The sequence below is a fragment of the Variovorax paradoxus NBRC 15149 genome, assembly GCF_001591365.1.
Classification (GTDB): Bacteria; Pseudomonadota; Gammaproteobacteria; order Burkholderiales; family Burkholderiaceae_C; genus Variovorax; species Variovorax paradoxus.
In genome coordinates, this window is sequence record NZ_BCUT01000005.1 from 485,983 (window position 1) to 498,825 (window position 12,843).

At 67.5% G+C, this 12,843-nt stretch carries 16 protein-coding genes; 13 read left to right on the forward strand and 3 right to left on the reverse strand.

Features of this window, described 5'->3' with window-relative positions:
• Position 1: 1 nt before the first annotated feature.
• The 13 genes from VPA02S_RS22650 (at position 2) to VPA02S_RS22710 (ending at position 11,305) form a co-directional block, all read left to right on the forward strand.
• Entirely contained in the window at positions 2–574 is a 573-nt protein-coding gene (locus tag VPA02S_RS22650) for a ubiquinone biosynthesis accessory factor UbiJ (RefSeq protein WP_015866901.1), read from the forward strand.
• On the forward strand, positions 571–2,136 hold the full coding sequence (gene ubiB / locus VPA02S_RS22655) for a ubiquinone biosynthesis regulatory protein kinase UbiB (protein ID WP_018906406.1): 1,566 nt from the start codon (positions 571–573) through the stop codon (positions 2,134–2,136). The genes VPA02S_RS22650 and ubiB overlap by 4 nt, the downstream gene beginning before the upstream one ends.
• Positions 2,137–2,148: 12 nt before the next feature.
• Positions 2,149–3,588, forward strand: a complete 1,440-nt coding sequence (locus tag VPA02S_RS22660) for a high affinity choline transporter 1 (RefSeq protein ID WP_062365680.1) — start codon at positions 2,149–2,151, stop codon at positions 3,586–3,588.
• A gap of 88 nt (positions 3,589–3,676) precedes the next feature.
• Positions 3,677–4,015, forward strand: a complete 339-nt coding sequence (locus VPA02S_RS22665) for an FmdB family zinc ribbon protein (RefSeq protein WP_015866898.1) — start codon at positions 3,677–3,679, stop codon at positions 4,013–4,015.
• A 10-nt stretch (positions 4,016–4,025) separates the two neighbouring features.
• Positions 4,026–4,646 carry a DUF502 domain-containing protein gene (locus VPA02S_RS22670; protein WP_015866897.1) on the forward strand — a complete coding sequence of 207 codons (621 nt, stop codon included), beginning with the start codon at positions 4,026–4,028 and terminating at the stop codon, positions 4,644–4,646.
• A 33-nt stretch (positions 4,647–4,679) separates the two neighbouring features.
• The gene (gene aspS, locus VPA02S_RS22675) at positions 4,680–6,485 is read left to right on the forward strand and encodes an aspartate--tRNA ligase (protein WP_015866896.1); all 1,806 of its coding nucleotides are present in this window, start codon (positions 4,680–4,682) and stop codon (positions 6,483–6,485) included.
• 7 nt (positions 6,486–6,492) lie between these two features.
• Positions 6,493–6,966 (forward strand): dihydroneopterin triphosphate diphosphatase, encoded by a 474-nt coding sequence (gene nudB / locus VPA02S_RS22680; RefSeq protein ID WP_018906409.1) that lies wholly within the window; start codon positions 6,493–6,495, stop codon positions 6,964–6,966.
• Entirely contained in the window at positions 6,963–7,715 is a 753-nt protein-coding gene (locus VPA02S_RS22685; RefSeq protein ID WP_015866894.1) for an endonuclease/exonuclease/phosphatase family protein, read from the forward strand. The genes nudB and VPA02S_RS22685 overlap by 4 nt, the downstream gene beginning before the upstream one ends.
• A 64-nt stretch (positions 7,716–7,779) precedes the next feature.
• On the forward strand, positions 7,780–8,511 hold the full coding sequence (gene folE, locus VPA02S_RS22690) for a GTP cyclohydrolase I (protein ID WP_015866893.1): 732 nt from the start codon (positions 7,780–7,782) through the stop codon (positions 8,509–8,511).
• A 2-nt stretch (positions 8,512–8,513) separates the two neighbouring features.
• Positions 8,514–8,936, forward strand: coding sequence for a BLUF domain-containing protein (locus VPA02S_RS22695; RefSeq protein ID WP_062365682.1), 423 nt, complete (start codon positions 8,514–8,516; stop codon positions 8,934–8,936).
• A 15-nt stretch (positions 8,937–8,951) separates the two neighbouring features.
• Positions 8,952–9,833, forward strand: coding sequence for a DMT family transporter (locus tag VPA02S_RS22700; protein ID WP_062365684.1), 882 nt, complete (start codon positions 8,952–8,954; stop codon positions 9,831–9,833).
• Positions 9,834–9,835: 2 nt separating this feature from the next.
• Entirely contained in the window at positions 9,836–10,672 is an 837-nt protein-coding gene (locus VPA02S_RS22705; RefSeq protein WP_062365686.1) for a DUF429 domain-containing protein, read from the forward strand.
• A gap of 132 nt (positions 10,673–10,804) precedes the next feature.
• The gene (locus VPA02S_RS22710) at positions 10,805–11,305 is read left to right on the forward strand and encodes a BON domain-containing protein (protein ID WP_018906411.1); all 501 of its coding nucleotides are present in this window, start codon (positions 10,805–10,807) and stop codon (positions 11,303–11,305) included.
• An 83-nt stretch (positions 11,306–11,388) separates the two neighbouring features.
• Here the strand turns inward: VPA02S_RS22710 and VPA02S_RS22715 are convergent, their stop codons facing one another.
• The 3 genes from VPA02S_RS22715 to VPA02S_RS22725 are packed head-to-tail and all read right to left on the reverse strand — an operon-like array spanning position 11,389 to position 12,813.
• Positions 11,389–11,949: a ferritin-like domain-containing protein gene (locus VPA02S_RS22715; RefSeq protein ID WP_015866888.1), complete on the reverse strand. Its 561-nt coding sequence runs from the start codon at positions 11,947–11,949 to the stop codon at positions 11,389–11,391.
• Entirely contained in the window at positions 11,946–12,443 is a 498-nt protein-coding gene (locus VPA02S_RS22720) for a hypothetical protein (RefSeq protein WP_062365688.1), read from the reverse strand. The genes VPA02S_RS22715 and VPA02S_RS22720 overlap by 4 nt, the downstream gene beginning before the upstream one ends.
• Positions 12,430–12,813 (reverse strand): TMEM134/230 family protein, encoded by a 384-nt coding sequence (locus VPA02S_RS22725; protein ID WP_015866886.1) that lies wholly within the window; start codon positions 12,811–12,813, stop codon positions 12,430–12,432. The genes VPA02S_RS22720 and VPA02S_RS22725 overlap by 14 nt, the downstream gene beginning before the upstream one ends.
• Positions 12,814–12,843 lie beyond the last annotated feature (30 nt).

The following is a 12,843-nucleotide window of genomic DNA, read 5'->3' on the forward strand; positions in this document are numbered from 1 at the left end:
CATGGCTACACCATCGTCCCCATTTTCTTTTCTCGACGATCTGTTCAACCGCATCGGCGAGCGCCTGCAGCCGCCCGCCTGGGCGGTGCACGAGATCCAGCACCGCGCGGTGCTGTTCCTGAACCATGTGCTGCAGCAGGAACCCGAGGCCCAGCAGCGGCTGCTCCGGCAGCAGGGGCGGGTGGTGCGCTTCCAGTGGCGCTTCGTGACGATGGATCTGGTCGCCACGCCGGCCGGCCTGCTGGACCTCGCGCCTGCCGGCTCGGTGCCTGAACTCACGCTCACCGTCACGGACGAATCCCCCTTCGAGCTGGCCCGCGCCACGCTGCGCGGCGGCAAGCCCTCGGTGCAGATCATCGGCGACGTGCAGCTCGCCGCCGAGGTCAACTGGCTGGTCGACCACGTGCGCTGGGACGTCGAGGACGACCTCGCCCGCCTCGTGGGCGACGTACCGGCGCACACCATCGCCAACGGCGCGCGCCGGGTCGTGGAAGCGCTGCGCCAGTTCGCCGGCGGCCGCAAGCCACCGCAGGCCGGCGGTCCGTCGACCGGCTCGGCGAGCACGGCCGAATGAGGCGCTTCTACCGCGGAATCTTCATCGTCTGGGTCGCGCTGCGCTACGGCCTGGACGAGCTGGTGCTCACGAGCTTCCAGAAACCCTGGCTGCGCGTGGTGGCGCGCATCGTCTCCATCGGCCGCAACCTCGACGCACCCCGCGGCCAGCGGCTGCGCGAGGCACTCGAACGCCTGGGGCCGATCTTCGTCAAGTTCGGCCAGGTGCTGTCGACCCGGCGCGACCTGCTGCCGCCCGACATCGCCGACGAGCTCGCCTTCCTGCAGGACCGCGTGCCGCCGTTCCCCTCGTCGGTGGCCATTGCCACCATCGAGCGCGCCTTCCGCCGTCCGGTGGGCGACGTGTTCGTGCAGTTCGACGAGACGCCGATCGCCAGCGCGTCGATCGCCCAGGTCCACTTCGCGACCATCCGCACCGACGAAGGCGAGGTGCGCGAGGTCGCGGTCAAGGTGCTGCGCCCCAGCATGCGCGGCGTGATCGAGAAAGACCTGGCGCTCATGGCCATGATGGCCGGCTGGGTCGAGAAGCTCTCGCCCGACGGCAAGCGCCTGAAGCCGCGCGAGGTGGTCGGCGAGTTCGACAAGTACCTGCACGACGAGCTCGACCTGGTGCGCGAGGCGGCCAACGCGGCCCAGCTGCGCCGCAACATGGCCTCGCTCGAGCTGGTGCTGATCCCCGAGATGTTCTGGGACTTCTGCCACCCCGAGGTGATCGTGATGGAGCGCATGAACGGCGTGCCCATTGCCCAGCTCGACCGCCTGCGCGCGGCCGGCGTCGACATCCCCAAGCTGGCGCGCGACGGCGTCACGATCTTCTTCACCCAGGTGTTCCGCGACGGCTTCTTCCACGCCGACATGCACCCGGGCAACATCCAGGTGAGCCTCGCGCCGGAGACCTTCGGGCGCTACATCTCGCTGGACTTCGGCATCATCGGCACGCTGACCGAGTCGGACAAGGAATACCTCGCGCAGAACTTCGTGGCCTTCTTCCGGCGCGACTACAAGCGCGTGGCCGAGCTGCACCTGGAGAGCGGCTGGGTGCCCGAGGGCACGCGCATCGACGAGCTCGAAGGCGCGATCCGCACCGTCTGCGAGCCGTACTTCGACCGGCCGCTGAAGGAAATCTCGCTCGGCATGGTGCTGATGCGCCTGTTCCAGACCTCGCGCCGCTTCCATGTCGAGATCCAGCCGCAGCTGGTGCTGCTGCAGAAGACCCTGCTCAACATCGAGGGCCTGGGCCGACAGCTCGATCCGGAACTCGATCTCTGGCACACCGCCAAGCCCTTCCTCGAGAAGTGGATGGTCGACCAGATCGGGCCGAAGAAGCTGTTCCAGCAGCTCAAGGCCGAAGCGCCGCGCTACGCAAAACTCTTGCCCGAGCTGCCGCGCCTGCTGCACGATTTCCTGGAAAATCGGCCCGCCGACCACCGCCGCGAGCTGCTGGAGCTGCTGGCCGCCCAGAAGCGCACCAACCGGCTGCTGCAGACCATCATCTACGGTGGCATAGGATTTGTATTGGGGTTGCTCGCCATGCAATTGCTGGTGCGCGTGAGATTGTTCTAGAGGAGTGTCCCCGTGCTGCTGACGCTGGTTGTCGTTTATCTGCTGGTCACCATCGCGATCGGCCTGTACGCCGCCAAGCGGGTGAAGAACACCACCGACTTCGCCATCGCCGGGCGGCACCTGCCGCTCTACATGATCGTGACGACCACCTTCGCGACCTGGTTCGGCTCCGAAACGGTGCTCGGCATTCCGGCCAAGTTCATCGAGGGCGGGCTGAACGGGGTCATCGAAGACCCGTTCGGCGCGGGCACCTGCCTGATCCTGGTGGGCCTGTTCTTCGCGGGCAAGCTCTACCGCATGACGCTTTTGACCATCAGCGACTACTACCGCGAGCGCTACGGCCGCGGCGTCGAGGTGGCCTGCTCGCTCATCATCATGCTGAGCTACCTGGGCTGGGTGTCGGCGCAGGTCACGGCGCTCGGGCTGGTGTTCAACGTGCTCTCGGCCGGCGCCATCCCCATCCCGGCGGGCATGGTGATCGGCGTGGTGTCGATCCTCGCCTACACGCTGTTCGGCGGCATGTGGTCGGTGGCCGTGACCGATTTCATCCAGATGATCATCCTCGTGGCGGGGCTGGCCTGCATTGCGGTGTTCGCCGGCAACATGGCCGGCGGCGCCGACAAGGTGGTGGCCTTCGCGGTCAGCAAGGACCTCTTCAGGTTCTGGCCCGAGCCCAGCTGGCACGACATGGTGTTCTTCTTTGCCGCGGCCATCACGATGATGCTCGGCTCCATTCCGCAGCAGGACGTGTTCCAGCGCGTGATGTCGGCCAACAGCGTCAAGTCCGCCACCCGCGGCCCGGTGATCGGCGGCGTGGCGTACATCCTGTTCGCCTTCGTGCCGATGTTCCTGGTGGCCAGCGCGCTGCTGATCATGCCGGAGCAGACCGCCGCGCTGCTGAAGGAAGATCCGCAGAAGGTGCTGCCCACGCTGGTGCTCGAGAAGATGCCCTTCGTGATGCAGGTGCTGTTCTTCGGTGCGCTGCTGTCGGCCATCAAGTCGACCGCTTCGGCGACGCTGCTGGCACCGAGCGTCACGTTCACCGAGAACATCTGGCGCCAGTTCCGTCCCGCCGGCACCGACCGCCAGAACCTCATGACCATGCGCATCACGGTGCTGGTCTTCAGCGCAGCCGTGCTGGCCTACGCCGTCCGCATGCAGGGCACCCCCATCTACGAACTGGTGTCGGGCGCCTACCAGGTGCCGCTGGTCGGTGCCTTCGTGCCGCTGGTGTGCGGGCTCTACTGGCGCCGCGCCACCACGCAGGGCGCCCTTGCTTCCATTGTGCTGGGCATCGGCACCTGGCTGCTGTTCCTGGCCATGCCCTGGGGCAGCGCATTCCCGGCCCAGCTGGCCGGCGTGCTGGCCTCCTTTGCCGGCCTGGTGGCCGGATCGCTGGCGCCGCAGTGGGTGGCCAACACCCGCACGCCGCACCGGATGCTGGCTGTCTAGGACGCCCCGAAGGGCGGGGCGCCCTTATAATCGAGGGCTTTGCGAGCGGCCCCTGCCTCGTTTTTGCGCCGCTTTTTCACTCAATTCCATGCCCATCTACGCCTACAAGTGCAGCGCCTGCGGCTTCGCCAAGGACGCCCTGCAGAAAATGTCCGATGCACCCCTCACGGTGTGTCCGGCGTGCGGCGCTAGTGCATTCGAGAAGCAAGTCACCGCCGCCGGTTTCCAGCTCAAGGGTTCCGGCTGGTACGTGACCGATTTCCGCGATGGCGGCGGCAAGAAGGCCGAGCCTGCGGGCGCCGCCAAGAACGGCGACGCCGCAGCCGCGCCGGCCGCCAGCACCGCGGAAGCTTCCAGCCCAGCGCCCGCCGCCGTCCCCGCCCCCAGCCCGGCCCCCGCGCCGGTTGCTGCCGCCAAGAGCGACTGAGAAGCCATCCATGCTCGCCCTGCGCAAATGGCTGTTCTCCGGCTTGCTGGTGATCGTTCCGCTGTTCATCACCCTGGCGGTGCTGAAGTGGATCATCGACACGCTGGACCAGACGCTCTGGGTGCTGCCCTCGGTCTGGCAGAAATGGCTGTACGACAACAACGTGCGCGGGCTCGGCGTGCTGCTCACGCTGGCCATCCTGCTGGGCGTAGGCGCCATTGCGAGCAATTTCGTGGGCAAGCGCCTGCTCGGATGGGGCGACGCCGTGGTGCGGCGCATCCCCGTCGTGCGCTCGATCTACTCCAGCGTCAAGCAGGTGTCCGATACGCTGTTCTCCGAGAACGGCAACGCCTTTCGCACGGCGGTGCTGGTGCAGTGGCCGCGCGAGGGAGTCTGGACCATCGCCTTCGTGACCGGCACGCCGGGCAGCGAGGTCATTGGCCACCTGGGCGGCGGCGACTACCTGGGTGTCTACGTTCCGACCACGCCCAACCCCACGGGCGGTTATTTCGTGATGCTCAGGCGCAGCGACTGCATCGAACTCAAGATGAGCGTGGACGAAGCGCTCAAGTACATCGTCTCGATGGGGGTGGTCGTTCCCGGCGGCCCGTCCTCCCTCGCGAACAAGTAAAAAACGCGCCCCCGCGGCGCCGGAATCCAAGATATGGCCATGCGTACTCACTATTGCGGTCTCGTGACCGAAGCCCTGATGGGCCAAACCGTCACCCTGTGCGGCTGGGTCAACCGCCGCCGCGACCATGGCGGCGTGATCTTCATCGACGTGCGCGACCGTGAAGGCTACGTGCAGGTGGTGTGCGACCCCGACCGCGCCGCCACCTTCGCCGTGGCCGAGAACCTGCGCAACGAGTTCTGCGTGCAGGTCACCGGCCTGGTGCGCGCGCGCCCCGAAGGCACCACCAACGACCAGCTCAAGAGCGGCAAGATCGAAGTGCTGTGCCACGAGCTCAAGGTGCTGAACCCCTCGGTCACGCCGCCGTTCCTGCTGGACGACGACAACCTCTCGGAAACCACGCGCCTCACGCACCGCGTGCTCGACCTGCGCCGCCCGGCCATGCAGCGCAACATGATGCTGCGCTACAAGGTCACGATGGAAACGCGCAAGTTCCTCGATGCCAACGGCTTCATCGACATCGAGACCCCGATGCTCGGCAAGTCCACGCCCGAAGGCGCGCGCGACTACCTCGTGCCCAGCCGCGTGCACGACGGCAGCTTCTTCGCGCTGCCGCAGTCGCCGCAGCTCTTCAAGCAGCTGCTGATGGTGGCCGGCTACGACCGCTACTACCAGATCGTGAAGTGCTTCCGCGACGAAGACCTGCGCGCCGACCGCCAGCCCGAATTCACGCAGATCGACATCGAGACCTCGTTCCTTGCCGAGGAAGAAATCCGCGAGATGTTCGAGGGCATGATCCGCAATGTGTTCCGCAACGCCGCGGGCATCGACCTGCCGGTGTTCCCGACCATGACGTACGGCGACGCGATGTTCAAGTACGGCTCGGACAAGCCCGACCTGCGCGTGAAGCTCGAGTTCACCGAGCTCACCGAACTCATGAAGCGCGTCGAGTTCAAGGTGTTCTCGAACGCCGCCACCATGCAGGGCGGCCGCGTGGTCGCGCTGCGCGTGCCGGGCGGTGGCGCCGAGGGCGGCCTTTCGCGCGGCGAGATCGACGCCTACCAGGAGTTCGTCAAGATCTACGGCGCCAAGGGCCTGGCCTACATCAAGGTCAACGATGCCGCGGCCGGCCGCGAGGGCCTGCAGAGCCCGATCGTCAAGAACCTCGACGATGCCTCGCTGGCCGAGATCATCGCCCGCACGGGTGCGCGCAACGGCGACATCCTGTTCTTCGGTGCCGACAAGGAAAAGATCGTCAACGACGCGATCGGTGCGCTGCGCGTGAAGATCGGCCACAGCGCCTTCGGCAAGAAGAGCGGCCTGTTCGACGACCGCTGGGCGCCGCTGTGGGTGGTCGACTTCCCGATGTTCGAATTCGACGAGGAAGGCCAGCGCTGGAGCGCCGTGCACCATCCGTTCACCGCGCCGAAGGACGGCCATGAAGACCTCATGGACACCGCGCCCGAGAAGTGCATTGCCAAGGCCTACGACATGGTGCTCAACGGCATCGAGATGGGCGGCGGCTCGGTGCGTATCCACCGCGAGGAAGTGCAGAGCAAGGTGTTCCGCGCGCTCAAGATCAGCGCCGAGGATGCGCAGCTCAAGTTCGGCTTCCTGCTCGACGCGCTGCAGTACGGCGCCCCGCCGCACGGCGGCATCGCCATCGGCCTGGACCGCCTGGTCATGCTCATGACCGGCGCCGAGTCGATCCGCGACGTGATCGCCTTCCCCAAGACCCAGCGCGCGCAGGACCTGCTCACGCAGGCGCCGAGCCCGGTCGACGAGAAGCAGCTGCGCGAGCTGCACATCCGGCTGCGCAACGTACAGCAACCCGCCTGATGCGCCCATGACCGCCAGCACTCGGCCCTGGAAGATTCCGGAGTCGGTGCTGGTCGTCATCCATACGCCGGCGCTCGAGGTGCTGCTGATCCGCCGCGCCGATGCCGAGGATTTCTGGCAGTCGGTCACCGGCAGCAAGGACCTGGCCGACGAGCCGCTGGCGCTCACCGCGGCGCGCGAAGTGGCCGAGGAAACCGGCATCCAGTGCGGGGAGGGCAGCCCGCTCGCACCGCGGCTGGTCGACTGGCAGTTGCGCAACGTCTACGAGATCTATCCGCGCTGGCGCGCGCGCTATGCGCCCGGCGTGACGCACAACACCGAGCACCTGTTCGGCCTGTGCGTGCCCGAGCGCGTGGTGCCCACGCTGGCGCCGCACGAGCACACCCACTGGAAGTGGCTTCCCTACCGCGAAGCGGCCGATGCCTGCTTTTCCCCGTCGAACGCCGAAGCCATTCTGTTGCTGCCAGAATTTGTGCGATGAACCTGCCGGCATACAACCTCCGGGTGGCCACCTACAACATCCACAAGGGTGTGCAGGGCATCGGGCTGGCCCGGCGCCTGGAGATCCACAACCTGGGGCATGCCATCGAGCAGCTCGATGCCGACATCGTCTGCCTGCAGGAAGTGCGCAAGATGAACCGGCAGGCCGCGCTTCGCTTCGAGCGCTGGCCCGAGCTTCCGCAGGCCGACTTCCTCGCGCCCGAGGGCTACACCGCCGTCTATGAAACCAACGCCATCACGCGCCACGGCGAACACGGCAATGCGCTCCTGACGCGCTGGCCGGTGATCCGCACCGGCCACCAGGACATTTCCGACCACCGCTTCGAGCAGCGCGGCCTGCTGCACGTGGTCATCGAGGTGGAGGGTCGGCCGGTGCATGCCATCGTGGTGCACCTGGGGCTCATCAAGGGCAGCCGCGTGCGGCAGGTGGCGCGGCTGCGCGAGTTCATCGAGCGCGAGGTACCGCCCGGCGAGGCGGTGGTGGTCGCGGGCGACTTCAACGACTGGGGCGCGCGCATGCGCTACGCCATGAACGCCATGGGCCTGCGCGACACCAGCGACCTGCGCGGGCCGCGAACGCTCACCTACCCCTCGCGGCTGCCGGTGGCGCAGCTCGATTTCGTCTACGGGCGCGAGCTCGAGCCGGTGGCCTGTTCGGTGCCGCGCGGCCCGATCTGGGCGCGCATGTCCGACCACCTGCCGCTGGTGGCCGATTTTGCGCTGGCATGAATGGCGCCGGCGCGGTGTTCCCCGCCGGCCCCGGCTGGAATGCGTTCGCTGATACCATGCGCGGATGCTGAGGAAAACCGACGTGGAACCGCGCCCTGACGGCAACAACGACGACGAGGGCACCCCCGTCTCGGTGAAGATCCGCGAGCGCCTGACCGCCGCGCGCAGGCGCTTCAATGCCAACGACAACATCGCCGAGTTCATCGAACCGGGCGAGCTCGAATCGCTGCTCGACGAGGTCGAGGTCAAGATGAAGGGCGTGCTCGAGAGCCTGGTGATCGACCTCGAGAACGACCACAACACCGGCAACACCGCGCGCCGCGTGGCCAAGATGTACCTGAACGAAGTGTTCAAGGGCCGCTACGTGGCGCCACCCTCGCTCACCGAATTCCCGAACGCCGAGCACCTGAACGAGCTGATGATCGTCGGCCCGATCACCGTGCGCAGCGCCTGCTCGCACCACTTCTGCCCGATCATCGGCAAGCTGTGGATCGGCATCATGCCCAACGAGCACACCAACGTCATCGGCCTGTCGAAGTACGCGCGCCTGGCCGAATGGGTCATGGGCCGACCGCAGATCCAGGAAGAAGCGGTGGTGCAGCTGGCCGACCTGATCCAGGAAAAGACGCAGCCCGACGGCCTCGCGCTCGTGATGGAAGCCGAGCATTTCTGCATGGCCTGGCGCGGCGTGAAGGAAATGGACAGCAAGATGATCAACTCCGTGATGCGCGGCGTGTTCCTGAAGGACCCGAGCCTGCGGCGCGAATTCCTTTCCCTCTTGCCAAGAAGGAGCTGATCATGCTGGTCCGACTTCTCTACGCCAGCCGCGCGGTCGATACCAGCCCCGAGGCCATCGAAGCCATCCTCTCGCAATCGCGCACGCACAACACGGCCTGCGGCATCACCGGCATTCTTTGCTATGGCGCGGGTACCTTCCTGCAGGCCATCGAGGGCGGACGCATGGCCATCAGCGAGCTCTACGGCCACATCCAGCGCGATGGGCGCCACAAGGACGTGGTGCTGCTGCACTACGAGGAAATCTCCGAGCGCCGCTTCGGCGGCTGGACCATGGGGCAGGTCAACCTCTCCAAGCTCAATGCCTCGACGCTGCTCAAGTACTCGGAAAAGCCCGAACTCAATCCGTACGCAGTGTCGGGCAAGGTCTCGCTCGCGCTGCTCGAAGAATTGATGGCCACCGCCGCCATCGTCGGGCGCCATTAAGCCCCGTTTTCCGGGGTGCCGCTTTCCGCCTTCGCGCTGATCCTGCTCGCCGGGATCGTCCATGCCAGCTGGAACATCGCCGCCAAGAAGGCGAACGGCGATGCGCGCTTCGCATTCCAGAGCGGCGTGTTGATGGCCATCGTGTGGGCACCCGTGGGCATTGCGCTGGGCTGGCGCGTGGTGCCGGGCTGGGGTTTGCGGGAGTGGGGCTTCGTCGCGCTGAGCGGCGTGCTGCACGTCTTCTACTACGTCATCCTGCTACGCGGCTACCGCAAGTCCGATCTCACGGTGGTCTATCCGCTGGCGCGCGGCTCGGGCCCGCTCTTGTCGTCGCTGGTGGCCATCCTGTTCCTGGGCGAGCGCATCAGCCTGGTGGGTGTGGCGGGCATCGCGGGCGTGGTGCTCGGCGTGTTCCTGGTGGCGGGCGGCCCGGGCCTCTGGCGCAAGACGCATGACCCTGCCCAGCGCGCGCGGGTGCACAAGGGCCTTCGCTACGGCGTGCTGACCGGCGCCTTCATTGCGGCCTACACGGTGGCCGACAGCTATGCCGTGAAGTTCCTGGCGATGTCGCCGATCCTGCTCGATTACTTCAGCAATTTCGTGCGCGTGGGCCTGCTGCTGCCCGCGGCGCTGCACGACCGCGCCACCACCGCGCGGATGTGGCGCGCGCAGTGGAAATACGCGCTGCTGGTGGCGGCGATCAGTCCGGTCTCGTACGTGCTGGTGCTCTATGCGGTGCAGCAGGCGCCCATTTCGCATGTTGCGCCGGCACGCGAGGTCTCGATGCTGTTCGCGGCGCTGATCGGTGGCCATCTGCTGCGCGAGGGCGACCGCCTGCTGCGGCTGCTGGGGGCCGGCTTCATAGCGGCCGGCGTGGTGGCGCTCGCGCTGGGCTGAAGATGAGCGAGGCGCTGCTGTTCGGCTGCGATTTTTCCTGCGCACCCACGGCGCGCAAGCCGATCGTCGTGGCCAGCGGCAGCATCGGCGGCGATGTAGGCGAGTTGGTGGTGGCCGGCCTGCAGCGCTTCACGTCGCTCGATGCCTGGGCCGCGTGGCTGCGCGGCGAACCGGCGTGGATCGGCGGCTTCGATTTTCCGTTCGGCCTTCCGCGCGAACTGGTGGAGCATCTGGGATGGCCCACGGAGTGGAACGCGCTCATGAGCCACTATGCGGGCCTCGGCCGCGCCGAGATCCGCGCCACCTTCGCGGCCTTCTGCGCCGCCCGTCCGGCCGGCGGCAAGTTCGCGCACCGGGCGACCGACGGACCTGCGGGTTCGAGCACGTCGATGAAATGGGTCAATCCGCCGGTGGCTTTCATGCTCCATGCGGGCGTGCCGCCGCTCTTGGACGCGGGCGCGAGCCTGCCGGGGCTGCACGCCGGCAGCAACGGCCGCCGCGTGGCGCTCGAGGCCTATCCGGGGCTGCTCGCGCGCGAGCTGATCGGCCGCCGCAGCTACAAGAGCGACGAATCCGCAAAGCAGACGCCCGAGCGGCTGGCCGCGCGCACCGACCTGCTCGCGGCGCTCGAAGCCGGCACCACGCGGCTCGGGCTGCGGCTGGCGCTCAGCGGCGCCCAGCGCGCCGAGCTGCTGGGCGACGCCCGTGGCGACCACATCGATGCGGTACTTTGCCTCGTGCAGGCCGCCTGGGGCGCGCAGCGCGCTTCCACGCCCGGTCCGGGCTACGGCTTGCCGGAGCAGTTCGATCCGCTCGAAGGCTGGATCGTCACGGCTTGACCCCTTCCGTCCTACAGGGTTTCGCGCCGCCGGCCATCCCTGCCGGTTCGCTCCGAAAGCTAGAGTGAGCCGTGGCCCGTCCCTTCGGGCCACGCCTTTCCCTGCTCCCTGCGAGCGACTGGAGGATTCCCAATGAACAATATTCGCCGAACAACCATCGCCATGCCGTTTTCGCGCGCATGGCTCGCCGTGCTGCTGGCCGGCGCCGCGCTGACCCTCGCCGCCTGCGACAACGCGGGCAACCGCACCGCGGGCGAGAAGCTCGACAGCGCCATCGCAAAGACCGAGAAGGCGGCCGACACGGCCGCCGCCAAGACCGCGGAGGCCCTGAAGGAAGCGAAGGCGAAGATCGACGCCTCCGGCACCGCCGCCGAGGTGAAGGACGCCGCAAAGAACGCCGGCGCGGCCGTGAGCGCCACGGTGGACGATGCCGCGATCACCGCGTCGGTGTCCGCGGGCCTCGCCAAGGATCCGGACCTGAGCGCGATCAAGATCGACGTCGACACCAAGGGCGGCGTCGTGAGCCTGAAGGGCCCCGCACCCACGGCCGCCGCCAAGGCGCGCGCCGAGGAGATCGCCAAGGGCGTGCAGGGCGTGACCTCGGTGAACAACCAGCTCGAGGTCAGAAGCTGACCGTTTCCCTTGCCCAGCAAAAAGCCCGGTTCGTCCGGGCTTTTTAATGGGAGAGAGGGCTGTTGCGGCCTCAGGAATCGCGCTCAGTGGCCGAGCCAGTCCTTGAGCTCGTCCGCGTGCTCTTCCTCGTCGGAAAGAATGTCTTCCAGCATGCGGCGGGTGGTCGGGTCCTTGTCGCCGATCAGCGCGATCATCTGCCGGTACGTTTCCACCGCGATGCGCTCGGCCACGAGGTTGGCGCGCACCATGGCCTGCAGGTCGGTGGATTCGTCGTAGCTCGCGTGGCTGCGGTCGAGCAGGTGCGTCGGCGCGAAGTCCGGCTCCCCGCCCAGCTGGACGATGCGTTCCGCGATGCGGTCGGCATGGGCCGATTCCTGGTTGGCGTGCACCATGAATTCCTCGGCGATCTTGGGCGACGACACGCCGTTGGCGGTGAAATAGTGGCGCTTGTAGCGCAGCACGCAAACCAGTTCGGTGGCCAGCGCGTCGTTCAGCAGCTTGAGCACATCGTCGCGCCAGGGGCCGTAGCTCGGCGTGACCGCGCCTTCGTCGAGGCTCTTGGCGGCGGCGCCGATGGCCTGCTCGTCGAGCACCAGGCGCTGGTGTTGTGCCGCGCCCGTGGCGGTGGAAGCATTGGCATTCATGGAGAATCCTTTCGTGGGCTGGTGTTTTTCTGCATCAACGTGTTGACGACGTCAGCCACGTCCGATGTCTTGAGCACAGCCGCCAGCACCGCCGTGAAGGAGAGCAGGCGCCACGGCTTGGTCAGCACGATCACCGCCCCGGTGGCGGCCGCCAGCGCCATGAGCTTGGCGGGCTCCTTGCGGGCATAGTGTTCGAGCAAAGGGCGGGCGAGCTGGCCCACCGCATGGGCCGGATGGCGGCGCCACCAGCGCTCGGTCATGCTGCGGGCCATCGAAACCCATTGGTTGCGGCCGCGCGCCGGCGAGGCCCGCCGGTGGTCCGCCGCTTCGCCGGCGGCATGCATTCCTTCCGGACGTTCCTGCGCGGCGTGGCGCCGGCCGCGGCCGCCGTCGTCCGCCGGCTCGTCCTCGCCATTCAACTGCCTGACGAGCGCACGGCGCGAGATGGCCAGCCGCTCCTGCGGCGTCAGGAAGCTGCGCTCAGTGCCGTCCATGGCGAACTCCTGCTTCGTGCAGCGCCCGGAGGTCGGCGTCGACCTGGGCGCGCAGGTCGTCGAATCCATAGCCGGGGAAGGGCCGGACCGCCATCCAGGCGCAAATGGCGGCGATCACCAGCGCGACGCCGGGCACCGCCACCAGCACCCAGTGGAAGCTGCCGTGGAGCACGCCCATCAGCACGGCCACGCCGATGAGCCCCAGGGCCAGCAGGGCGCTGCCGACCGCCAGCACGCCGGCCACGATGCGGGCAACGATCCCGCGCCCCGCTTCCGAGGCCTCCTGTCTTACCAGTGCCGCGTAGTTGGCGGCGTGGTCGGCGATGAGTTCCGGATGCCCGAGCACCGTGGAAAAAATCGGATGAAGCATGGTGCGCGGAACGGGTGGAACTGCCTGCGT

What these genes read in the sequence shown, in the direction of transcription:
- VPA02S_RS22650 (WP_015866901.1), top strand. Translation starts at nt 2, where the DNA reads ATGGCTACACCATCGTCCCCATTTTCTTTTCTCGACGATCTGTTCAAC.
- ubiB (WP_018906406.1), top strand. Translation starts at nt 571, where the DNA reads ATGAGGCGCTTCTACCGCGGAATCTTCATCGTCTGGGTCGCGCTGCGC.
- VPA02S_RS22665 (WP_015866898.1), top strand. Translation starts at nt 3,677, where the DNA reads ATGCCCATCTACGCCTACAAGTGCAGCGCCTGCGGCTTCGCCAAGGAC.
- VPA02S_RS22670 (WP_015866897.1), top strand. Translation starts at nt 4,026, where the DNA reads ATGCTCGCCCTGCGCAAATGGCTGTTCTCCGGCTTGCTGGTGATCGTT.
- aspS (WP_015866896.1), top strand. Translation starts at nt 4,680, where the DNA reads ATGGCCATGCGTACTCACTATTGCGGTCTCGTGACCGAAGCCCTGATG.
- nudB (WP_018906409.1), top strand. Translation starts at nt 6,493, where the DNA reads ATGACCGCCAGCACTCGGCCCTGGAAGATTCCGGAGTCGGTGCTGGTC.
- VPA02S_RS22685 (WP_015866894.1), top strand. Translation starts at nt 6,963, where the DNA reads ATGAACCTGCCGGCATACAACCTCCGGGTGGCCACCTACAACATCCAC.
- folE (WP_015866893.1), top strand. Translation starts at nt 7,780, where the DNA reads ATGCTGAGGAAAACCGACGTGGAACCGCGCCCTGACGGCAACAACGAC.
- VPA02S_RS22695 (WP_062365682.1), top strand. Translation starts at nt 8,514, where the DNA reads ATGCTGGTCCGACTTCTCTACGCCAGCCGCGCGGTCGATACCAGCCCC.
- VPA02S_RS22705 (WP_062365686.1), top strand. Translation starts at nt 9,836, where the DNA reads ATGAGCGAGGCGCTGCTGTTCGGCTGCGATTTTTCCTGCGCACCCACG.
- VPA02S_RS22710 (WP_018906411.1), top strand. Translation starts at nt 10,805, where the DNA reads ATGAACAATATTCGCCGAACAACCATCGCCATGCCGTTTTCGCGCGCA.
- VPA02S_RS22715 (WP_015866888.1), bottom strand. Translation starts at nt 11,949, where the DNA reads ATGAATGCCAATGCTTCCACCGCCACGGGCGCGGCACAACACCAGCGC.
- VPA02S_RS22720 (WP_062365688.1), bottom strand. Translation starts at nt 12,443, where the DNA reads ATGGACGGCACTGAGCGCAGCTTCCTGACGCCGCAGGAGCGGCTGGCC.
- VPA02S_RS22725 (WP_015866886.1), bottom strand. Translation starts at nt 12,813, where the DNA reads ATGCTTCATCCGATTTTTTCCACGGTGCTCGGGCATCCGGAACTCATC.